This window comes from Exiguobacterium sp. Leaf196 (assembly GCF_001423965.1).
Taxonomy (GTDB): Bacteria; Bacillota; Bacilli; order Exiguobacteriales; family Exiguobacteriaceae; genus Exiguobacterium_A.
This window is the reverse complement of record NZ_LMPV01000009.1, coordinates 41,571-62,426: the sequence shown is the minus strand read 5'-3', so window position 1 is coordinate 62,426 and position 20,856 is coordinate 41,571. Positions and strand designations below refer to the sequence as shown.

General features: G+C 51.0%; 22 protein-coding genes. 14 read left to right on the top strand and 8 right to left on the bottom strand.

Translation table 11 applies throughout. The features are described from left to right. The first annotated feature begins 21 nt into the window (after positions 1 to 21). Positions 22 to 1,518 carry a UDP-glucose--hexose-1-phosphate uridylyltransferase gene (locus ASG02_RS12190; protein ID WP_056063819.1) on the top strand — a complete coding sequence of 499 codons (1,497 nt, stop codon included), beginning with the start codon at positions 22 to 24 and terminating at the stop codon, positions 1,516 to 1,518. Further along, the gene (locus ASG02_RS12185) at positions 1,515 to 2,519 is read left to right on the top strand and encodes an aldose epimerase family protein (protein WP_056063816.1); all 1,005 of its coding nucleotides are present in this window, start codon (positions 1,515 to 1,517) and stop codon (positions 2,517 to 2,519) included. The genes ASG02_RS12190 and ASG02_RS12185 overlap by 4 nt, the downstream gene beginning before the upstream one ends. A 79-nt stretch (positions 2,520 to 2,598) precedes the next feature. Here ASG02_RS12185 and ASG02_RS12180 read toward each other — a convergent pair whose 3' ends face one another. The 7 genes from ASG02_RS12180 to ASG02_RS12150 all read right to left on the bottom strand — a co-directional run bounded on the left by ASG02_RS12180 (position 2,599) and on the right by ASG02_RS12150 (position 9,452). Then, positions 2,599 to 3,099: a methylated-DNA--[protein]-cysteine S-methyltransferase gene (locus ASG02_RS12180; RefSeq protein ID WP_056063814.1), complete on the bottom strand. Its 501-nt coding sequence runs from the start codon at positions 3,097 to 3,099 to the stop codon at positions 2,599 to 2,601. Positions 3,100 to 3,177: 78 nt separating this feature from the next. Continuing rightward, on the bottom strand, positions 3,178 to 4,575 hold the full coding sequence (locus ASG02_RS12175; RefSeq protein WP_056063812.1) for an NAD(P)/FAD-dependent oxidoreductase: 1,398 nt from the start codon (positions 4,573 to 4,575) through the stop codon (positions 3,178 to 3,180). Between the two features lies 1 nt (position 4,576). After that, positions 4,577 to 5,794, bottom strand: a complete 1,218-nt coding sequence (locus ASG02_RS12170) for a dihydrolipoamide acetyltransferase family protein (protein WP_056063809.1) — start codon at positions 5,792 to 5,794, stop codon at positions 4,577 to 4,579. A 13-nt stretch (positions 5,795 to 5,807) separates the two neighbouring features. Next, entirely contained in the window at positions 5,808 to 6,806 is a 999-nt protein-coding gene (locus ASG02_RS12165; protein WP_056063806.1) for an alpha-ketoacid dehydrogenase subunit beta, read from the bottom strand. Between the two features lies 1 nt (position 6,807). After that, on the bottom strand, positions 6,808 to 7,857 hold the full coding sequence (gene pdhA, locus ASG02_RS12160; protein WP_056063804.1) for a pyruvate dehydrogenase (acetyl-transferring) E1 component subunit alpha: 1,050 nt from the start codon (positions 7,855 to 7,857) through the stop codon (positions 6,808 to 6,810). Between the two features lie 13 nt (positions 7,858 to 7,870). Next, positions 7,871 to 9,013, bottom strand: a complete 1,143-nt coding sequence (locus ASG02_RS12155; RefSeq protein WP_035411065.1) for a Glu/Leu/Phe/Val dehydrogenase — start codon at positions 9,011 to 9,013, stop codon at positions 7,871 to 7,873. Between the two features lie 37 nt (positions 9,014 to 9,050). Continuing rightward, positions 9,051 to 9,452 (bottom strand): thioesterase family protein, encoded by a 402-nt coding sequence (locus ASG02_RS12150; protein WP_035411062.1) that lies wholly within the window; start codon positions 9,450 to 9,452, stop codon positions 9,051 to 9,053. Between the two features lie 331 nt (positions 9,453 to 9,783). Between ASG02_RS12150 and ASG02_RS12145 the strand changes: the two genes are divergently transcribed. The 12 genes from ASG02_RS12145 to paaX all read left to right on the top strand — a co-directional run bounded on the left by ASG02_RS12145 (position 9,784) and on the right by paaX (position 20,179). Continuing rightward, a complete protein-coding gene (locus tag ASG02_RS12145; RefSeq protein WP_056063801.1) occupies positions 9,784 to 11,061 on the top strand; it encodes a phenylacetate--CoA ligase family protein in 1,278 nt (425 codons plus the stop codon). Between the two features lie 18 nt (positions 11,062 to 11,079). Next, a complete protein-coding gene (gene paaA, locus ASG02_RS12140; RefSeq protein WP_035411059.1) occupies positions 11,080 to 12,051 on the top strand; it encodes a 1,2-phenylacetyl-CoA epoxidase subunit PaaA in 972 nt (323 codons plus the stop codon). Positions 12,052 to 12,065: 14 nt separating this feature from the next. Further along, the gene (gene paaB / locus ASG02_RS12135; RefSeq protein WP_023466991.1) at positions 12,066 to 12,410 is read left to right on the top strand and encodes a 1,2-phenylacetyl-CoA epoxidase subunit PaaB; all 345 of its coding nucleotides are present in this window, start codon (positions 12,066 to 12,068) and stop codon (positions 12,408 to 12,410) included. After that, on the top strand, positions 12,407 to 13,192 hold the full coding sequence (gene paaC, locus ASG02_RS12130) for a 1,2-phenylacetyl-CoA epoxidase subunit PaaC (protein ID WP_056063799.1): 786 nt from the start codon (positions 12,407 to 12,409) through the stop codon (positions 13,190 to 13,192). Before paaB ends, paaC begins: the two co-directional genes overlap by 4 nt. A gap of 14 nt (positions 13,193 to 13,206) precedes the next feature. After that, positions 13,207 to 13,701: a 1,2-phenylacetyl-CoA epoxidase subunit PaaD gene (gene paaD, locus ASG02_RS12125; RefSeq protein WP_056063796.1), complete on the top strand. Its 495-nt coding sequence runs from the start codon at positions 13,207 to 13,209 to the stop codon at positions 13,699 to 13,701. 15 nt (positions 13,702 to 13,716) lie between these two features. Beyond that, entirely contained in the window at positions 13,717 to 14,040 is a 324-nt protein-coding gene (locus tag ASG02_RS12120) for an EthD family reductase (RefSeq protein ID WP_056063793.1), read from the top strand. Next, entirely contained in the window at positions 14,018 to 14,797 is a 780-nt protein-coding gene (locus ASG02_RS12115; RefSeq protein ID WP_056063790.1) for an enoyl-CoA hydratase/isomerase family protein, read from the top strand. Before ASG02_RS12120 ends, ASG02_RS12115 begins: the two co-directional genes overlap by 23 nt. 5 nt (positions 14,798 to 14,802) lie before the next feature. After that, positions 14,803 to 16,311, top strand: coding sequence for an aldehyde dehydrogenase (locus tag ASG02_RS12110; RefSeq protein WP_056063787.1), 1,509 nt, complete (start codon positions 14,803 to 14,805; stop codon positions 16,309 to 16,311). Positions 16,312 to 16,385: 74 nt separating this feature from the next. Continuing rightward, complete coding sequence (locus ASG02_RS12105) at positions 16,386 to 17,252, top strand: 3-hydroxyacyl-CoA dehydrogenase (protein WP_056063783.1); 867 nt, start codon at positions 16,386 to 16,388, stop codon at positions 17,250 to 17,252. Then, positions 17,249 to 18,457 carry an acetyl-CoA C-acyltransferase gene (locus ASG02_RS12100; protein WP_056063780.1) on the top strand — a complete coding sequence of 403 codons (1,209 nt, stop codon included), beginning with the start codon at positions 17,249 to 17,251 and terminating at the stop codon, positions 18,455 to 18,457. Before ASG02_RS12105 ends, ASG02_RS12100 begins: the two co-directional genes overlap by 4 nt. Then, positions 18,454 to 19,221: an enoyl-CoA hydratase-related protein gene (locus ASG02_RS12095; protein WP_056063774.1), complete on the top strand. Its 768-nt coding sequence runs from the start codon at positions 18,454 to 18,456 to the stop codon at positions 19,219 to 19,221. Before ASG02_RS12100 ends, ASG02_RS12095 begins: the two co-directional genes overlap by 4 nt. A 73-nt stretch (positions 19,222 to 19,294) precedes the next feature. After that, positions 19,295 to 20,179, top strand: coding sequence for a phenylacetic acid degradation operon negative regulatory protein PaaX (paaX, locus tag ASG02_RS12090; protein ID WP_053452558.1), 885 nt, complete (start codon positions 19,295 to 19,297; stop codon positions 20,177 to 20,179). A gap of 46 nt (positions 20,180 to 20,225) precedes the next feature. Here paaX and ASG02_RS12085 read toward each other — a convergent pair whose 3' ends face one another. After that, on the bottom strand, positions 20,226 to 20,765 hold the full coding sequence (locus ASG02_RS12085; RefSeq protein WP_056063771.1) for a gamma carbonic anhydrase family protein: 540 nt from the start codon (positions 20,763 to 20,765) through the stop codon (positions 20,226 to 20,228). Positions 20,766 to 20,856 lie beyond the last annotated feature (91 nt).

Here is a 20,856-nt window from a genome sequence, read left to right as displayed (position 1 = left end):
AGAATGAGGAGAGTGACGGCGATGAATGAACTCATCCAACAGTTAGTAGCGCAAGCGATCCAGAAACGCTTGATTGAACCGGAAGATGCGATCTACGCCCGGAACCGGATTCTAGCGCGAATCGGTCAAGCCGATTTTGAAGAACAGGCAGACGTACCATCTCGCCCAATTCCCAATATTTTGGACGACATGATTGAAGTGTTGATCGTAAGTGGGCAGTTGCCGGCGCGTCTTGAAGACAAAGAGCAGTTCGCAGCAGATGTGATGGACATTTTCGTTGCCCGTCCATCTGACGTGACGGCGGCATTCCGCCGTCTGTACGCTGAATCACCGGTAGCGGCAACAGATTACTTCTATCAACTGAGCCAAGCGAGTAACTACATCCAAACGAAGCGGATCGCTAAAAATAAACGCTATCAAGCGGATACGGCTTACGGGACGATCGATGTCACGATCAACTTATCGAAGCCGGAAAAAGATCCGCGTGAAATCGCAGCAGCTCGGACAGAGGCACCAACGGCGTCGAACTATCCAACCTGTCTGTTGTGCGTCGAAAATGTCGGCTACGCGGGTCGTGCGAATCATCCGGCCCGTGCGAATCACCGGGTTGTTCCGCTGACACTGATGGAAGAATCGTGGGCACTGCAATACTCACCATACGTCTACTACAATGAACATAGCATCATCCTGTCGCAGGAACATCGTGACATGGTCATCAATCGGGATGCCTTTGCACGTCTGATTGCCTTCGTTGAGCAGTTTCCACATTACTTCGCTGGTTCGAACGCTGACCTGCCGATTGTCGGTGGATCGATCCTGACGCATGATCATTATCAGGGCGGACGCTATACGTTTGCGATGGACCGAGCAAAAACTTTAACATCCTTTACGTTCCCGGATCAGCCGACAGTCACTGGGGAGACATTACACTGGCCACTGAGTGTGTTGCGTCTGAAGAGTAAAGATGCGTCGGCATTACTCAATGCTGCGACGACCGTCTATGAGACATGGTTGACGTACACGGATGAGAGTCAAGAGATTCGTTCACATACTGGTGAGACGCGACACAATACCGTGACGCCGATCGCCCGTCAACGTGATGGACAATTCGAGCTCGATCTCGTCTTACGGAACAACCGGACGTCAGCAGAACATCCGGACGGTATTTTCCATACGCATGCCGATATTCACCACATCAAGCGAGAAAATATCGGTTTGATCGAAGTGATGGGACTGGCAGTCTTACCGGCACGCCTGCTTCAAGAGTTGCAACAGGTCGAACAGTTCATCACAGGTGAAGTCGACGAAGTAGCTGTCGCTCATGCTGACTGGGCACAGGAACTAAAACAAGCGTATGTCGGACAACATGTCACGACATACGTCGAGCAAGCAGTTGCTGCAAAATTCGTACGTGGTCTTGAGGACTGTGGTGTCTTTAAACAGACAGAGGAAGGTCAGGCGGCGTTTGGGCGATTCGTTCAACTCGTGACGCGCCAACCAGTGGAGGAACAACGATGACACGACTACTTGAGAAAGAGTTGATTCGACATACATTACGTCAGGAAGGCATCGAAGTGACACTCTGGAACTATGGCGGCATTATCCAGGACATCCGGACGATTGATCGGGATGGCCATTTGGAAAGCGTCGTCTTAGGTCTAGAGACGGTGAAAGACTATCAACAACACTCGCCGTACTTCGGGGCAATCGTCGGACGCGTCGCTGGTCGAATCGGACAGGCACGTTTCGAAGTAGCGGGAGACGTTTATCAGCTCGTCGCAAACGACGGGGCGAATCATCTGCATGGTGGAATTCACGGATTTGATCAAGCGTGGTTTGATGTCATCGAAGCGACGGATACATTATTCCATTTGCGCTTAAAAAGTCCAAACGGAGAAGAAGGTTATCCGGGAACAGTCACACTCGATGTGTTTTATCGACTAAAAGATACGACATTGACACTTGAGATGTCGGCGGTGACGGATCAGACGACACCACTCAATCTGACGAATCATACGTACTTCAACCTATCTGGAAATGCGAAGCGAGATGTGTTAGATCATGTCTTGATGTTACCAAGCGACTGTTACTTACCGGTCCAGCCAGACGGCTTGCCGACAGGCGAACAACGGGATGTATCCGGAACCCCATTCGATTTCCGGAACGGTCAGTCGATTCGTAAGGGAATTACGCTTGAGCATCCTGAGACGATCGCTGTCGGAAATGGCTACGATCATCCCTTCGTGTTGCGGGATAACACACTTCGACTCGCAGATCCGGTATCCGGTCGTTTCGTCGACGTCACGACGAATCAGCCGACGGTCGTGCTCTATACGGGAACGCAACTACTGACCGATTATACGGTTCACGGTGTTCCTGCTCGACCATCACTTGGTTTATGCCTTGAAACACAAGTCCATCCGAATGCAGTCCATGAATCTGATTTTCCATCAATCTTGTTGTCACCAGGTGAGACCTATCACTGGAAAACAGCTTATCGTTTTAGTGTAGTATCTTGAAATAAGCCCCGCTCCCGTGTCCAATTGGACAGGGAAGCGGGGCTTATTTGTGGTAGAACAGGGAAGGAAAAGTCTCAATTCACAGACGTTGCTCGAGCGCGAGTAGCGTCCGCTTCATATTCAGTCCACCATGATAGCCGAGCAAATCGCCTTTTTTGCCGATAATCCGGTGACACGGGATCGCAAGCAGTAATCGATTTTTGCCGATTGCCGTGCCAATCGCGCGAGTCGCGTTCGGTCGGAAAAGACGTTCCGCGATATCGGAGTAGGTGGCGGTTTGACCGTACGGTACCGCACGTAGAGCATGCCAGACTTCAAGTTGAAACGGAGTACCGACTGGTGCGATCGGAAAGGACAGTGTCGTCGACTGCTGATTCAAGTAGGCCAGCAGTTGCTCCGTATATGGAGCAAGCGCGGTATCAGAAGCAATTCGTTCCGCCCGAGGCAAGTGTTTCCGCGACCAGTCGTCGAATAAATCCTCCGGTTCATCCCAAGCACCGACATAACAGAGACCATCCGCTGTAGCGGCGACCGGAAACGTATAGTTGTTCCATTGCATGCGAGTGAAGTACAGTTCCATGACCATGTTTTCCTTTCTACACGAAATGAAGTGACGCATCCCCAAGAAGTGATTTTTGCGCAGAGACACCTCTTTTGATTACGCGCGCGAACCGATCTGTTGCCGCGGTGGAAGGTGGATCGATTGACTGAATAAGGCTTCCATCGATTCCGTCAATGCTTCGCTTCGACTAGGGTGTGCCATGACAGGGAAGAGGAGGTCTTCTCGTTTCGCTGTCAGTTCCAGTGCTTGGGTGAATTGACCGACGAGACGATGAGCATCGTCTCCTATCATATGAATACCAAGGATCAGTGATGTCTGTTCGTCAGCGATGACCTTGACGAACCCACTGCCCCCTTCAATCGTCGTCGTTCCGTTTGCATTTAGTGGGAACTGTCCACTCTGAACAGTATGTCCGGCTTCACGGGCTTCCTGTTCCGTCATCCCGACCGAAGCAATCGGAGGAAACGTTCGCAGAACGGTAGGATAATACGGTGTCGTCGGATCGACGTCTTGACCGGACAAGTGAGCTGCTGTCCGCTTCGCTTCGTGAATCGCACGAGTGGCGAACTGTGGACCCGGGGTCACATCACCGATCGCGTAAATATGCGGTTGATTGGTTTGTCCGTATGCGTCGACGGGGATCGTCCCGTCTTCTGCAAGCGTCACGCCGATCCGTTCGAGACCGAGCGTCAAACTGTTCGGAATCCGGGCGAGGGATTGGAACAGATAGGCGCCATGATAGGTGACTTCTTCACCGTTTTTCATGACCGTGACGGTCGCGTCTACTGAAGCATCGATCTGTGTCACGACATCCGACACGAGACGGATTTTTTGTTTTTTGAATGTCCGCTTCAGTTCCTTTTCAACGCTTGGTTCAAGCGACAATTGATCGGCAAACAACGTCACCTCTGTACCGAGAGCATGGAAACAGGCTGCGGCTTCAAGTGCTAATGTGTCGGAGCCAATGATCAATAAGCTGGTTGGTAACTGCTCGAGTTGATAAAGCTGTTCGGCATTCAGTCGGCACGATTCCTCGTGCTGGATGCTGTGACTACCGGTCGCGATGATGACATCTTGGAATCGATACGTATCGAACTGATGTCCCGACTCAACACCGATCCGGTCCTCTGACAGGAAGGAAGCTGCACCAGAAATATGCTCGATTTGATTCGCCTGACAGAGGGCGACGACACCTTGACGTAATTGCTGCACGACACGATTGCGGTAAGCATTCAGTTTACTGAAGTCATGGACAGTAGGGGTGGTGAATCCAAGGTCTTCAAGATGAGGCAAGCGTAACATTTCTTCTGCCGCATGCGCATAAACCTTGGACGGGATACAGCCTCGGTTCAAACAAAGTCCACCGAGTTCAGCTTGTTCAATCAGTGTCACCTTACGACCGCCTTGCGCAGCACGGATCGCTGCCGTGTAACCTGCGGGACCCCCACCGATGATCAGGAGATCCCGTTCTTGTGTAAGTTCGCCAACAACCATGTTAGATCAACTCCAAAAGTAGGGTAGTCGGATGTTCAATCAGTGAAACGAATCGATTTGTAAAGGCAACGGCCGTTGCCCCGTCTGCGACGCGATGATCGAACGACATCGACAAATTCATCATCGAGCGGACGACGATTTGATCGTCTTCATCGACACAGGCTCGCTTTTTCGTCTTGTGGAAGGCAATCAATGCCGTTTCCGGATAGTTGATGATTGGTGTAGCCCCCGTACTGCCCAGTGGACCAACATTGCTCATCGTAAAGGTACTTGGCTTTAAGTCCGCTGCACGTAAGGCACCGTTTTGAGCACGTTGTTGCAACGAGATCAGTTGATCATGCAATTCCGTCAGTGAGAGCCGATCGGCATGACGGATGACTGGCACCATTAACCCGTCTGGTGTCTCGGTTGCCATGCCAAAGTGGAAATCCTGCTCTAATCGAATACATTCATTCGCTTCATCGAGTTTGGCATGGAAGACGGGATAGTCTTTTAAGGCAACGATCAAGGCTTTGATGAAGAAAGCATTGATGTTGATATTTCGTCCAGCGGTTTTCCATTCTGCGCGTAGTGCGAGCAAGCGCGTCATGTCAACTTCCTCAAAGTGGGTGACGTGCGGAATCGTGTACAGCGACTGAGTCATCTTTTTCGCGATTTGCTTACGAATGCCGCGGAACGGAATCGTTTCCGGTGATGTTTCTTGGTATGTGACCTCTTCAATAATCGGTGTAGCTGTCTCTTGTGGAGCAGTAGTAGCCTGGACGAAGCGAAGCACATCGTCCTCTGAAACTCGACCTGATGGATCCGAAGCCGTCACAGCTTCGATATCAATCCCGTGGTCACGAGCAAGTTTTCGCGTATACGGTGTCGCAAGGACACGTTTTGATGGAGATGCTTGAGCAGGTGGGGCCGCGACAGCGACAGGCGCTGGTTCAGATACGCGCGACACTTCAGGTTTTACCGCGACCGGCACTTCAGAAGCGTTACTTGCTTCGATGTGCAACAACGTCGTACCGACTTGCACCGTCTGACCGACCGGAATGATGATTTTCTTGACGATTCCGGAGACAGGAGCCGGTAGTTCAGCGACCATCTTATCGGTCGCAACCTCAACGACCGGTTGATCGGTCGTGACGTGGTCTCCGACTTGAACGAGATAATGCGCGATTTCACCTTCCGTCATACCTTCCCCGACATCATGTAACTTGACTTCGATCATGGGACTCAGCTCCTTAAAACTCGACCGTACGCTGAATCGTCGCAAGGACTCGTTCCGGCGTCGGAATGTAATGGTCTTCGAGGGCGAACAGTGGAACCGGAACATCAAAACCTGTCACACGGGCAATTGGTGCCCGTAAATAAAGAAACGCCGTATCGTTGATCAACGTGACGAGATCATTCCCGAGACCACCCATCGCTGCGGCTTCATGCACGATGACGGCACGACCGGTCTTTTGAACGGAAGCAGCGATTGTGTCCCGGTCAAGCGGATAGAGCGTCCGTAAGTCGAGGACTTCGCAAGAAATACCGCGTTCCTGTGCAGCCATCGCTGCCTTGTGAGCCACTTGGACCATTGCCCCCCAAGCGATCAACGTCACGTCCGTCCCTTCACTGACGCAGCGCGCTTTTCCGATCTCGACGGTATAGGACTCGCTCGGTACGACTTCCTTGAATGAACGGTAACTACGCATCGACTCGAGGAACAACACGGGATCTGGATCTTCAATCGCAGCAATCAATAACCCTTTTGCGTCGTACGGTGTCGCCGGACAGACGACCTTGAGACCGGGCATTGATGTAAAGAGCGCCTCCGTACTATCGGAATGGATTTCCGGTGCCCGGATGCCGGCACCATAAGGCGCACGAATGACCATCGGCACACTATAGCGTCCCATCGTTCGCATCCGGATACGAGAGACATGGGTCATGATTTGTTCATAGGCAGGGTAGATGAAGCCGAGAAATTGAATCTCTACGATCGGTTTAAAGCCATTGATGGCAAGACCGATCGATGTACCGACGATGCCGGCTTCACTGAGCGGTGTATCAACGATCCGGTCTTCACCGAACTCTTCTTGTAAGCCGTCCGTCGCTCGGAAGACGCCACCGTTTTTTCCGACATCTTCTCCAAGAACGAGTGTCGTCTCATCCTCCGACAATTTTGTCCGCAGGGCATCCGTGACAGCTTGAACGAGTGTCATTTCTGTTTGACGATTGATTGGTGTTGCCATCTCATTTCCCCCTTGCTAGCAAATACGCTTCTTTTTGTTGCTGGACATCAACCGGTAAAGTTGCGTACGTATGATCGAACAAGTCATTGATGTCTGGCGCCTTGAATTGCTCCATCGCAACTACTGCCGCTTCGACTTCTGTTTGATGCCGTTCCTGCAGCTGTTGCATCCATGTTTCGTCAAAATAGCCTCGGTGTTTTAAGAAGTGTTCGAGTCGATCGAGCGGATCAACTCGGTCGCGCGAGCGTGCTTGATCCCGGTATTTTGTTGGATCATCTGCTGTCGTATGGGCACCAAACCGCCACGTGACGGCTTCGATCAATGTTGGTCCACCACCAGAACGGGCACGTTCAACAGCTGCTTGCATCGTAAAATAGACGGCAAAAGCATCGTTTCCATCAATCCGAACACTTGGCATCCCGTAGGCAATCGCTTTTTGCGCGATCGTCTCAGAATGCATCTGTTTTTCGATCGGAACAGAGATCGCGAACTGATTGTTTTGGTTAAACAGGATGACTGGTGCTTGGAAGACGCTTGCAAAGTTCATTCCTTCATGGAAATCCCCTTCAGACGTCGCTCCGTCACCAAAGTAGGCGACCGCGACGTTCGTCGTGCCTTTTCGTTTTTCCGCCCATGCGGCACCGACGGCATGCGGAATTTGCGTTGCAATCGGCACAGCAGGAGGAAAGATGTGTTTCTCAGACGGGACGCAACCTTCAACACGACCGTTCCAGTAGAGGAGTGTCCGCACCATGTCGGCACCGAACGTCAACGTTGCGCCGTGATCCCGATACGTCGGGAACAACCAGTCTTGATCGGACAACGCGAGTGCACTACCGACTTGCGCTGCCTCTTGTCCTTCGAACGGTGCATAAGTGCCGAGGCGCCCTTGGCGTTGTAAGTTGATCGCCTTCCGGTCGAACGTCCGGATCCGGTGCATCTGTTCATATAGGATGAGGGCAAGCTCTTTTGTCAGATCGTGTTCTTTTGAGGCGTCGATGATACGACCTTCTTCATCGATAATGCGTTGAATCGGAAAATGTTGCTCCATGTCAGTCCCTCCTTCAGTGGTTACGGATATCCCATTTTGGTTTTGTCGTGTTCGTAAAGATGTTGTTGTGTTTCGCCCGAATCTGCATCCGTTTTTCACACATCCGGTTCGCCGCTTCGACCGTCGTGATGTTCTCTGCTTGCGACTCTTTGAAGACTTCGAGAACTGCGTCATAGATGTGACGCGTTTTTAGGAGAACCCGTTCGTGATTTGCTCCATACAGTTCGTCTGCCACTTGGATCAGCCCACCACCATTGACGATATAGTCTGGGGCATATAAGATGCCACGATCCATCAAGACGTGAGCAAGTTGTTCTTCCGCGAGTTGGTTGTTCGCCGAACCACAGATGGCTTTGCACGGTAAGAGCGCGATGTTTTGAGCGTGAATGACACCACCGTATGCACACGGGACAAAAATATCAGCATCCGTCAGATGAATTTCATGAGGCGAGACGACGCGAACCGTGCCAGGCGCCATTTCAGCTTGGGTTACGATTGCTGCTAGTGCCGCTTCATTGACGTCAGAGACATAAATCGTCGCCCCGGCGAGCAACAGTTGTTCGGCGACCTTAAAGCCGACTTTTCCGAGTCCTTGGATCGCGTAGGTTGCCCGACTTAATTCATCTGAACCGAATAACGTCTCGATCGTCGCCCGTAATCCATAGACGACACCTTCAGCCGTTGGAATCGATGAATCACCACTACCACCAAATGCTTCCGGAATGCCGACGATCCGTGATGTTTCTCGGCTAGCATGAACGAAATCATCCATCGTCGTGCCCATGTCCGTTCCCGTGTAGAACCGACCACCGAGCGAATCGACGAAGCGACCGAAGGCACGGAAAAGCTCTGGTGATTTATCCGTCGCTGGATTACCGATGATGACGGCTTTACCACCACCAAAATCAACATCAGCGGCAGCGCATTTATACGTCATACCGCGCGACAAACGCAGCACATCGTCAAGTGCTTCATCAACAGAAGCATAAGGCGCCATGCGGCATCCACCGAGAGCAGGACCGAGCGTCGTATCATGAATGGCGATGATGGCTTGTAACCCCGAGACAGGGTCGTTGCAAAAGACGACTTGTTCGTGACCAGCGATTTTTTCCATGATCGAGAGCGTTGGATTCGTAGATGGGTTTAACATGTTCATAGTAGAGTCCTCCTCTATCAAATATAAGTAAGCGCTTTCATTTTGTCGGAACATTATTTTGTAATTTTTCTTGAATCCGGCTTTTTTCTAAAATGAATTGTGTGACTTCCCCTGTACCGATGATCGTTTGTCCGTCTCGGACTTCAATGCTCGCGTCAACGCGACGTGAGGTCATCGACGTTACTGTCGCGGTTATGATCAATCGTGCTCCTTCCGCTGCCATACCAAGATGCTTCAGTGAAACTGCACCCCCAACACCTTCTTCACCAGCTTCTAGGTAAGGCAAGATCAGTTGACGTGCTGCCCATTCCATGTGATAAACCATCGAAACGGTGGAGTATGCTGGATGAACGAGCTGACCTTCGAATCGTGCAAACATATCTTCCGAGACGACCGCTTGAATCTCTGCTGTATCCCCGACAGCTAACCCTAGTTTCATCGTGATCCCCTTTCACAACACAGCATCTTTATTCAACCAAGTGGTCTTACCAAAAATAGTATAACACTTGTCACACGATATTTTATCAACCCGTTACAAAATGAGCAAATCATTTCAAAAATATTTTCCAAAAAAAGACTATATATCATGAAATCTCTTGTTTAATGTTGATTATTTTATCGATAAGGTGCGTTGAAGTGATAAAGTGAGAATCGTTTGGGAGCATTTAACAAAACAAGATTGACAACATTGTGAACGTATCGTACGTTAAACATATAACTAAAAACAAACGACCGTTTTATTATTGTATACATGATGAGGAGGTGCAGATATGTACGATCAACATCACGAAACGATGGATGCTCAAACGCGGGAGCAGCTACAGATGGAGCGATTACGTCAAACGATGGAACACATCACGCGCGTCCCGTTCTATCAAGAACGTCTGCAGACCTTACAGATGACGGCGAACGATTTTCAAACGATCGAGGATCTACGAAAGTTTCCCTTCACACGTAAACAAGATTTACGCGATCATTATCCGTTCGGACTATTTGCCGTCGTACGAGAAGAGGTCACCCGGATTCATGCCTCGTCTGGAACGAGCGGTAAACCGACCGTCGTCGGATATACGCAAGAAGATTTAGATGACTGGGCCGGTGCCGTGGCACGCAGTTTAGTCTTAGCCGGTGGATCACCAGCTGATTTGCTGCACAATGCGTATGGTTACGGATTGTTCACAGGTGGTCTCGGGCTTCATGCAGGAGCAGAAAAACTAGGCATGACGATCTTACCGATTTCCGGTGGCAACACGGATCGCCAAATCACATTGATCGAGGATTTCCGACCGGACGGAATCTGTGGTACGCCTTCGTATATTTTACGCTTGGCAGAACGCATGATTGAACGTGGTATCGATCCACGGAAAACAAGTATGCGTTATGGCATCTTTGGGGCCGAGCCCTGGTCTGAGGAGATGCGGCAGACACTCGAACAGACCTTTGATCTGCAGGCACTCGATATCTATGGACTCAGCGAAATCATGGGACCGGGTGTCGCAATGGAGTGTCAAGAGCAAGCAGGTCTGCATATCATGGATGACTTATTCATTACGGAAGTCGTCGATCCCGTTACGGGGGAACCGTTACCAGATGGCATGGTCGGGGAACTCGTTTTTACAAGCTTGAAAAAGAAAGCGTTTCCAATCATTCGATACCGGACAGGCGACTTAGCTTCGATCACGCGTAAAGTGTGCGCTTGTGGTCGGACGACGACACGAATGTCACGTGTCAAAGGGCGGACGGACGACATGCTGATTATCCGAGGGGTCAACGTCTTTCCGTCAGAAATCGAGCGGGTCTTGCTCCAACAACCGGACGTGACGCCACATTATCAAATCCATCTCGTACGTAAAGCCGGACTCGATGTCGTTGAGCTACATATCGAATTCGAAAATATCTCAGAACGACAAATGCGTTCGATATGTGACGCCATCAAGTCGGAATGTCTCATTTCCATTGATCTCGTCTGTCACCCGCATCAAGGGTTACCACGATCGGAAGGTAAAGCCGTCCGGGTCGTTGATCGACGCTCGACATCACTCGTCTGATTCAAAGGAGGAACTAGCATGTATGATGCAACACAACTGTTCGAACCCGTCCAACTGACGGAAGACGAAAAATTAGCACGCTTCAAGGAACGAATCGAGCAAGGTGAAAAGATCGAAGCCGATGACTGGATGCCTGCTTTTTACCGAGACACACTGATTAAACTGATTTCGATGCACGGTATCAGTGAAATCATGGGTGCACTTCCGGAAAAAGAATGGGTTCCAAAAGCACCATCGCTTCGACGAAAACTTGGCATCATGGCGAAGGTCCAGGATGAAATGGGACACGGGCAATTGTTGCTTCGTGTCGTTGAGGATTTGATGAAGCCGTATGGCAAGACACGTGGGGATTTGATGGATGATTTATTTACGGGACGATTGAAATTTCACAACGTCTTCCACATGCCGACACGGTCATGGGCCGATGCCGGAATGATTGGTTGGCTTGTCGATGGGGCGGCAATTATCACGCAGACGAACATGCTCGGCGCTTCGTACGGACCGTACGCGCGTGCCTTGCAACGGATCTGTGCAGAGGAAGTCTTCCACGCACAACATGGGGAGTCAATCATCATGGCACTCGCAGAAGGAACACCGGAACAGCGGGCAATGATTCAAGAATCACTGGATGAGTGGTGGGAATCCTTGTTGATGTTCTTTGGACCAGCCTCGAAAGAGACGACCGGGACATCGAAACAGGACGTGACGATCGCTTATAAGATTCGGACGAAAACGAATGAAGAGCTCCGGCAAAACTTCTTTACAAAGTACGTGCCGCGGATTCGTTCGCTCGGACTCGTCATTCCAGACCCGACGTTACGTTTTGATGAAGAAACAGGGCAATGGGAATACGCACAGCCGGACTGGACGAAATTCAAGACGATCATCCAAGGTGGAGGACCGCGTTCGAAAGAGCGACTAGATCTGCGCCGGACATCTTATGAGAATAATGCTTGGGTACGGGATGCACTCGCTGAAACGAAGGCATGAGAGGGGAAGGTACGATGAACGAGACGTTCTATCACGAATTCGAAGTCTTTAGCAAACGGACGCCGAACGCGGCGTTCACGCATCAATTCAGTTTACTTGCTCCAAATAAAGAGATGGCGTTACTGATGGCACAAGAAAACTTCATGCGCCGGGAACCAGTCGTCGATATCTGGGTCGTCAAACGTGAAGATATCCGTGGTTTGTCACCCGATGAAAAGCAGATGCTCCAACGCCTTGATAATAAGGACTACCGGACGACTAAAGGATATGGCTATTTGAAGAAAAAATGGCGGCATTACGAGCAACAGATGCTCGATGAAAAAGAAATCATGTCGTGGCAAGGAGGCGATTCCAAATGACGGAACAAGAACGGACGGCACTCGCCTCCTTACTTTATCAACTCGCAGATGATGATTTCCTCTACGCGTATCGTGGTTCGGAATGGCTCGGACTTGCACCGCATATCGAAGAGGACGTCGCTTCATCCTCAATCGCGCAAGATTCGATGGGGCACGCGGCGATGTATTACCAACTCCTTGAGGAACTTGGTGAAGGGAATGCCGATGCGTTAGCCCACGTCCGCTTGGCACATGAACGGAAGAACTCGATTCTTGTCGAACGTGTCAATGGACCCGGCTACTATATGGAAAAACCCGAATATGACTGGGCATTCGCTGTCGTCCGGAACTATTGCTACACGGTCGCGAAAAAGATCCGGATTGATGCGTTGAAATCGAGCAGTTACGAGCCCCTTGCTGCTGCTGCCGTCAAGATCAATATGGAGTTGTACTATCATTTGCTGCACTGGCAAACGTGGTTCACCCAGCTCTACCAATCGACGGAGACAGCTCGCCAGAAGATGGATGCAGCCCTAGAAAAAGTCCTCTACGACTTCGGCGACATGTTCGATTATGGCGAACACGGTCAACTGATCGAAGAGATGCGGTTGATTGAAGGGCAAGGGATTTTACTTGATCGTTGGTATCAGACGATCACACCGTTACTCGTCGAATTGAACGTGACCCTCCCAGAAATGCAGATGACACGCAACGGGCGGGACGGCGATCACACGGAAGACTTGAATGATGCACTCGCGACACTCGGAGAAGTCTATCTGATTGACCAAACGGCGACGTGGTGAAAGGAGAGGGAAGCATGACGACGACACTTCAACATGCGATCCGTGAAGCCCTGAACGGGGTGAAGGATCCAGAAATCGATAGCGTCAGTATTTTAGATCTTGGCATGGTCGAGACGATGGACGCGGAAGCGACGGCGCATGGCTACACGGTGCACGTCACGCTTCTCCCGACGTTTCTCGGTTGTCCGGCGCTTGAAATCATTAAAAAAAATACCGAAGCTGCCTTGCAGGTGATTCCGAACGTCGAACAGGTCGATGTCCAGTTCCGGTTTGATCCACCGTGGACATCGGACCGAATCACAGAACAAGGGATGCAAGGATTAAAAGCATTCGGCATCGCACCCCCTCGATTCGAACAAGGAAAGTGGGAGATTGACTGTCCGTATTGTGGATCAACGTATGTGACGATGGAAAACTTATTCGGACCGACGGCATGTCGAAGTATTCTCTACTGTAAATCGTGTAAAAATCCATTCGAGGCGATGAAACCCGTCTCTACTCTCATGTGAAGGAAGGTAATCAATATGGCAAAATTAATCGCATTGTACAAACACCCGGAAAACAAGGAAGCATTCGATCAGCATTACTTTGAAGTCCATGGTCCGCTAACAGCAAAAATTCCAGGACTAAAAGAAATGAACGTCACAAAAATCGTTGGTTCACCAATGGGTGGAGACGGAAAGTACTACTTAATGTGCGAGATGGTCTATGAAAGTCAGGAAGCGATGCAAGCTGGCATGCGTTCTATTGAAGGAAAAGCGTCAGGGAAAGACTTGATGAGCTTTGCGGGGGATCTCGTCACATTGATGATTGGTGAAGATGTCCATGCCGACACAACAGTACGTTAAGACGGAAATGGTTGGTCGGATCGGTCGAATTCGCCTCGACCGGACGGCACGATACAATGCGCTGAACCGGACGATGGTCCGCGAAATCGTCGAGGCGATGGAGATATTTGATCGTGACGATCAGGTGACGGTCATCGTCTTGACGGGAAACGGAAAGTCGTTTTCAGCAGGTGCTGATATCGAGGAGATGCTCGAAGCGACACCGATCTCGATGGAACTCCTCGATCCGTTCGCGGACTGGGACCGGATCAGCCGAATCAAAAAGCCGATCATTGCAGGTGTCCATGGTTTCGTCCTTGGCGGCGGTTTCGAACTCGCACTTGCTTGTGATTTAATCTACGCCGATCCTGCGACACAGTTCGGTTTTCCAGAAGTCGGACTCGGCGTCATGCCGGGAGCAGGCGGGACGCAACGTTTGACGAAATGCATCGGTCGGACGCGGGCGCTCGAATGGCTCTTCACGGGTGACCGGATGCAGGCAGACGAAGCAGAACGACTTGGCATCATCAATCGAGTGACGATGGACGTTGAAGCGACGGTGCTTGCGATGGCAGAGCGGTTATCGAACCAGCCGAGCATGGCGTTACGACTGATCAAGGACGCAGCAAACAAAGCCGTCGATTTGTCGTTACAAGATGGCATGGAGCACGAACGCCGGAACTTCTATCTGTTGTTCGCAACAGCCGATCAAACAGAAGGTATGCAAGCTTTTCTCGAAAAACGCCCACCGATTTTCAATCAACAGGAACAGGAGTGAATACAATGTCGACAGTACATGAAAAAACACTTGAAATGAAACGGTCCGTCTATCATTTGCTCATTAACGGCGAACAAGTCGAAGGTGCAACAGGCGAGACATTTAAAACATATAATCCGGCAACAGGTGAAGTGATTGCAGAAGTTGCAAAAGCGTCGAAGGAAGACGCTGATCGTGCCGTTCAAGCCGCACGGGATGCGTTTGATCACGGGAAGTGGAAGATGTGGCCAGTCGGACGCCGCGCGCAAATCTTAAATAAGATTGCGAGCATCATGCGTTCCCGCTTCAACGAAATCGTCGAACTTGAGATTCTCGATACAGGGAAATCACTAGCAGCGGCGCAAGGACAAGTCACGCAAGCGATTGAAGACTTTGAGTTCTACGCAGGTGCGATCGTCGGTCACCGCGGTGTCGTCAATAACGTGCCGGGACAATTCCATAACTACACAGAAAAAGAAGCGGTCGGTGTTTGTGCACAAATCATCCCGTGGAACTATCCGTTGATGATGGCAGCTTGGAAAGTCGCACCAGCAATCGCAGTCGGTTGCTCGGTCGTCGTCAAACCAGCGACATTGACACCATTGACAGCGATCATTCTCGGTGAGATTTGTCTAGAAGCTGGCGTTCCAGCAGGTGTCGTCAACGTCATCCCAGGCTCAGGACGCGAAATCGGCAACCATCTCGTCGAGCATCCTCACGTCGATAAAGTCGCCTTCACGGGCTCGACGCCAGTAGGTAAAGACATCATGGGACGTGCGTCGGAAACACTAAAACGAGTCACGCTCGAACTCGGTGGGAAATCGCCGAACATCGTTTTTGAAGATGCAGACGTGACAGCAGCTGTTGATGGTTCATTGTTCGGAATCTTCTATAACGGTGGTCAATCGTGTGAAGCGCGCTCGCGCCTGTACGTCCACGAAGAGATCTACGAAGCGTTCATGGAACAGTTCGTCGCGAAGACAAAACAACTCGTCCTCGGTAATCCGTTTGATAAAGGGACACACGTTGGAGCGATCATCGACCAACAACAAGTCGACGTCATCGATGGATATGTCCAGTCAGCGAAAGCAGACGGAGCGACAATCGTCACAGGTGGTCATGCGACAGCACCAGAAGGATACGAAAAAGGCTTCTGGTACGCACCAACGATCATCACGGACGTCACGCACGAGATGAAAGCGGTCAATGAAGAAATCTTCGGACCGGTCGTCGTCGTCATGCCGTTCAAAGATGAAAAAGAAGCGATTCGTTTAGCGAACGACACATCGTTTGGACTCGGATCAGCGGTTTGGACAAAAGACGGTGCAAAAGCGACGCGCGTTGCCAACCAAATCAAAGCCGGTATCGTCATGGTCAACTGTCCGTTTTCTGCTTTCCCAGGTACACCGTTTGGTGGGTATAAACAATCAGGATTCGGTCGTGAACTCTGTATCGAAACACTTGATCTGTACACAGAAACGAAGAGTATCTTGTCGTATTACGGCAGTCGTCCACTCAATCCGTTCGGACTATAAGCAAGAGGGAAGGCTGGAGTTCCGTCGGGAAGTCCAGCCTTTTTTAACAGCACAGGGGATAAGGGGGAAATCAGATGGTAGAACAAATCGTTGTCGTCGGATCCGGCGTCATGGGACGTGGCATTGCGTACGTTGCCGCACACCGTGGATTTCAGGTGACACTCGTTGATATTAAAGAAGCGTATGTCGAAAGTGCCTATCAAGAACTCGAACGCATCGCGGAGAAAGGCATCGCGCGGGGGAAAATGTCCGCGAGTGAAGTCGAGGGACTGTTCGATCGATTAAGTTTGTCGACGGATTTAGCAACAGCTGCACAACAAGCGGATCTCGTCATTGAGGCGGTACCGGAACAACTCAGCATCAAACAGCAAGTCTTTGAAACGTTAGAAGCGAATGCACGTCCGGACTGTTACTTTGCGACGAACACGTCGACGATGAGTCCGACGGAAATTGCCTCTTTTACGAACCGGGCGGACCGGGTCATGGCGATGCATTTCTTCAATCCGGTCCATCTGATGCCGCTGATCGAGCTCGTTCGTGGTCTTGAGACATCGGATGAGACGGTTGCAGCTCTTGAACAGGTAGCGCGTCAAATGCAGAAGGAAACGGTCGTCATCCGTGAGTTTCCTGGGTTCGTCACTTCGCGGATCAGTGCGCTCGTCGGAAACGAAGCGTTCTACATGTTACAAGAAGGACTCGGGACACCGGAAGAGATCGATAAAGCGATCAAACTCGGCTTAAACTACCCGATGGGACCATTCGAACTCGGGGACTTGGTCGGACTTGATACTCGGCTCCACAACTTAAAGTATCTGCATGAGAAGCTCGGCGAAAAATACCGTCCGGCACCACTGCTCGAACAGTATGTCAAAGCGGGTCGACTCGGTCGTAAGACAGGTCGTGGTGTCTATGATTATACGAATCGCGAGGTGACATCATGAAACGGGTCGCCATCATCGATGCCGTTCGGACACCGATCGGTCGCTATAACGGCGCGTTGCGTCAGGTCCGTCCAGATGACTTAGGAGCACGTGTCATCGAAGCGTTGCTTGAGCGTAATCCACAAGTCGATCCGAAGACGATCGAGGAAGTCATTTTTGGCAATGCGAATCAGGCGGGAGAAGACAATCGCAACGTCGCCCGGATGTCGGGACTACTAGCTGGTCTACCGGTCGAAGTAGCCGGTACGACGATCAATCGTTTATGTGGATCAGGACTCGATGCTGTCATCGCGGCGGCGCGCGGAATTGCCTTAGGTGAAGGGGACATCTATATCGCTGGAGGAACGGAAAGCATGACGCGTGCACCGTTCGTTCTCGCGAAGCCGGATCAGGCCAACCCACGTGGCAATCAGACGATGTATGATACGACGATTGGCTGGCGATTCGTCAATGATCGCTTAGCAGATAAATATGGAACGGATTCGATGCCGGAGACAGCTGAGAACGTCGCCCGTCAGTACGGCATCTCACGCGAAGCACAGGATGAATTTGCGTTTGAGAGTCAGCAACGCGCAAAACGAGCCATCGAGGCAGAGCGCTTCACGGAAGAACTAGTTGCGGTTACGCAAATGGATCGGAAAGGCAACGTCAGCGTCTTTGATCAAGATGAACACCCACGCCCTGAGACGACAAGTGAGAAACTCGCGACGCTTCGTCCTTTATTCCCGAACGGTACCGTGACGGCGGGAAATGCATCTGGCGTCAACGACGGGGCGTCGGCGCTGTTATTGATGAGTGAAGAAAAAGCAAACGAACTCGGCTTGACACCGCTTGGGTATTACCGAGCGAGTGCGACAGCAGGCGTTGAACCCGCCATCATGGGCATCGGACCGATCGACGCGACGGAAAAAGTTCTTAGACGGGCAGGATTGACGGTCGAACAGCTCGATCAGATTGAGTTGAACGAAGCGTTTGCGGCTCAAAGTCTTGCTTGTATTGAAGCACTCGGTCTACCGAGCGAAAAAGTCAACGTCAACGGCGGAGCGATTGCCTTCGGTCATCCGCTCGGCGCAAGTGGAGCGCGGATTTTGACGACGTTATTGCATGAGATGCGCCGGACGAACCGGACATATGGTCTTGCCACGATGTGTGTCGGAGTTGGACAAGGGATCGCACTCGTCGTCGATCGGGAGGGACTCGTATGATTCATTTGGAACGAGAAGGCTATATCGCGATCGTCCGGATCGATCGCCCAGAACGGTTGAACTGTCTCGATTATCCGATGCTTGTCGCTTTGCAGGAACAAGTCGATGCGTTGTCAGTCGACTCGGAAGCGCGGGTCGTCCTGTTCACCGGAACCGGTAAAGCTTTCAGTGCCGGCGCCGATTTAAAGGAACGCGTACATTTAAATGAGGAAGAAGTCCGACGTAATGTCCTTGCGATTCGCAACGTCTTCACCTCGATCGCACAATTACCACAACCGACGATCGCTGCCGTCAATGGTCACGCGCTCGGTGGTGGATTTGAATGGATTCTCGCCTGTGATTTCCGCTTTCTCGTCGAGGATGCACTCGTCGGGTTGACAGAGACTAGCTTCGGAATCATTCCTGGGGCTGGCGGAACACAACGCTTGCCGCGATTGATCGGGGAGACACGAGCAAAGGAACTGATCTTCACGGCGAAAAAAATCGATGCGATGACAGCAGAACGTTACGGACTCGCGACAGCCGTCGTCGCCCGGGAAGCGTTGATGACGACCTGTCTTGAGTTTGCCGGTCAGATGTTACAGAACGGTCCAATCGCCTTGCGCCAAGCGAAACGAGCAATTGATCAAGGACGGGATGTCTCACTCGAGAAAGGACTGCAGCTCGAGACGGAAGCTTATGAAGTCGTCATTCCGACCGCCGATCGTCAGGAAGCGCTACAAGCCTTCGCTGAAAAACGACCACCACGCTTTGAAGGAAGATGAGGATGGTCGACGTTTGAAATAACCCGTATACTAACGATACACACTATGAACGACTGAAGAGAGAGTGAATACCATGAGTGCGAACACCCAATCAATGATCTTTACGATTTACGGGGATTATATCCGTCATTACGGCAATCAAATCTGGGTCGGGAGTTTAATTCGACTCGTCAAAGAGTTCGGACATAACGAACAAGCCGTTCGGGTCGCAGTATCCCGGATGGTCAAACAAGGCTGGCTCGTCTCCGAGAAGCAGGGGAGTAAAAGCTTCTATTCGTTGACGCCGCGTGGGGTGGAACGGATGGAAGAAGCAGCGCGCCGGATCTATAAATCAACACCGCACGACTGGGACGGGAAGTGGCGAACGCTGATGTACACGATTCCTGAGGATAAGCGACAGATTCGCGATGAGCTCCGTAAAGAACTGACGTGGAGTGGGTTTGGCAACTTATCGAACGGGGTCTGGATTTCGCCGAATCCGCTTGAAAAAGAGGCGGAACGATTGATTGAAGCGTACGAAATCGAAGAGTATGTCGATTTCTTCGTCGGTGAATACCACGGTCCAAAGCAAGACCAATCCCTTGTTGAGCGCGCTTTTCCACTAGAGGAATTGCAGGAACGTTACGAAACGTTCATCACGGATTATAGCCGGCAATACATCGTCCATCAGAGTCAGCTCCAACTAGGAGAAATGACGGATGAGCAGTGTTTCGTCGAACGGACGATGCTCGTACATGAGTACCGAAAATTCCTCTTCACGGATCCGGGACTCCCGCAAGAACTATTACCGGATGCTTGGAGCGGACACCATGCGGCACTGTTGTTCGAGCAATATTACCGTCTGCTTGCGCAACCAGCGAGCCGGTTCTTTGAATCAATCTTTGAAGAGACACACGATGTGTCACAACGTAGCGCTTCGTATGATGCAACAGAACACCCGCTGTTTGCGGAACGATGATATACAAAAGAGCGGGACGGATCGCGCGATCCGCCCCGCATTCCTGTCATTCAGATGTGTTTTGTTCAGCTGATCCTGCGAGAATGTTTCGGAAAGCGTAACCTTTATCGACATAGGAATCAATCGACTCCTGAATCATCGCGAGGTCCGCTTCCGTCAGTTCACGCACGACTTTACCCGGTGAGCCGATGATCAGCGAACGGGGTGGGAAGACTTTTCCTGATGGAATCAACGTGTTCGCCCCGATGATGCATTCCTCACCGATGTCTGCATGATCAAGAACGGTCGCGCCCATTCCGACGATCGAACGACGTCCGATTTTACAGCCGTGTAAAATCGCGTTATGTCCGACCGTCACTTCATCCTCGATGACGACAGGTGCGCCTTCGTACAGATGAATCGTTGCGTTGTCTTGGATACTGCAGCGTTTGCCGATTGTAATCGGTCCTTCGTCACCGCGTAATACAGCGTTGAACCAGATGGTAGACTCGGAACCGATCGTGACGTCTCCAATCAGATAAGCGCCAGGAGCGATGAATACATCGGATGCTACGTTCGGATGAATCGATTGATACGGAATCTTCATAACAGAACGACCTCATTTCTAGGATAAGATGAACTACTATTCATTCCCTGTCAGTATATCATGCGGTGGGAGTCGAGAACGGAGGAAAGAT

Excerpts from the sequence above, each read along its gene's own strand:
- ASG02_RS12190 (WP_056063819.1), top strand. The coding sequence starts at position 22 with ATGAATGAACTCATCCAACAGTTAGTAGCGCAAGCGATCCAGAAACGC.
- ASG02_RS12185 (WP_056063816.1), top strand. The coding sequence starts at position 1,515 with ATGACACGACTACTTGAGAAAGAGTTGATTCGACATACATTACGTCAG.
- ASG02_RS12180 (WP_056063814.1), bottom strand. The coding sequence starts at position 3,099 with ATGGAACTGTACTTCACTCGCATGCAATGGAACAACTATACGTTTCCG.
- ASG02_RS12175 (WP_056063812.1), bottom strand. The coding sequence starts at position 4,575 with ATGGTTGTTGGCGAACTTACACAAGAACGGGATCTCCTGATCATCGGT.
- ASG02_RS12170 (WP_056063809.1), bottom strand. The coding sequence starts at position 5,794 with ATGATCGAAGTCAAGTTACATGATGTCGGGGAAGGTATGACGGAAGGT.
- ASG02_RS12165 (WP_056063806.1), bottom strand. The coding sequence starts at position 6,806 with ATGGCAACACCAATCAATCGTCAAACAGAAATGACACTCGTTCAAGCT.
- pdhA (WP_056063804.1), bottom strand. The coding sequence starts at position 7,857 with ATGGAGCAACATTTTCCGATTCAACGCATTATCGATGAAGAAGGTCGT.
- ASG02_RS12155 (WP_035411065.1), bottom strand. The coding sequence starts at position 9,013 with ATGAACATGTTAAACCCATCTACGAATCCAACGCTCTCGATCATGGAA.
- ASG02_RS12150 (WP_035411062.1), bottom strand. The coding sequence starts at position 9,452 with ATGAAACTAGGGTTAGCTGTCGGGGATACAGCAGAGATTCAAGCGGTC.
- ASG02_RS12145 (WP_056063801.1), top strand. The coding sequence starts at position 9,784 with ATGTACGATCAACATCACGAAACGATGGATGCTCAAACGCGGGAGCAG.
- paaA (WP_035411059.1), top strand. The coding sequence starts at position 11,080 with ATGTATGATGCAACACAACTGTTCGAACCCGTCCAACTGACGGAAGAC.
- paaB (WP_023466991.1), top strand. The coding sequence starts at position 12,066 with ATGAACGAGACGTTCTATCACGAATTCGAAGTCTTTAGCAAACGGACG.
- paaC (WP_056063799.1), top strand. The coding sequence starts at position 12,407 with ATGACGGAACAAGAACGGACGGCACTCGCCTCCTTACTTTATCAACTC.
- paaD (WP_056063796.1), top strand. The coding sequence starts at position 13,207 with ATGACGACGACACTTCAACATGCGATCCGTGAAGCCCTGAACGGGGTG.
- ASG02_RS12120 (WP_056063793.1), top strand. The coding sequence starts at position 13,717 with ATGGCAAAATTAATCGCATTGTACAAACACCCGGAAAACAAGGAAGCA.
- ASG02_RS12115 (WP_056063790.1), top strand. The coding sequence starts at position 14,018 with ATGCCGACACAACAGTACGTTAAGACGGAAATGGTTGGTCGGATCGGT.
- ASG02_RS12110 (WP_056063787.1), top strand. The coding sequence starts at position 14,803 with ATGTCGACAGTACATGAAAAAACACTTGAAATGAAACGGTCCGTCTAT.
- ASG02_RS12105 (WP_056063783.1), top strand. The coding sequence starts at position 16,386 with ATGGTAGAACAAATCGTTGTCGTCGGATCCGGCGTCATGGGACGTGGC.
- ASG02_RS12100 (WP_056063780.1), top strand. The coding sequence starts at position 17,249 with ATGAAACGGGTCGCCATCATCGATGCCGTTCGGACACCGATCGGTCGC.
- ASG02_RS12095 (WP_056063774.1), top strand. The coding sequence starts at position 18,454 with ATGATTCATTTGGAACGAGAAGGCTATATCGCGATCGTCCGGATCGAT.
- paaX (WP_053452558.1), top strand. The coding sequence starts at position 19,295 with ATGAGTGCGAACACCCAATCAATGATCTTTACGATTTACGGGGATTAT.
- ASG02_RS12085 (WP_056063771.1), bottom strand. The coding sequence starts at position 20,765 with ATGAAGATTCCGTATCAATCGATTCATCCGAACGTAGCATCCGATGTA.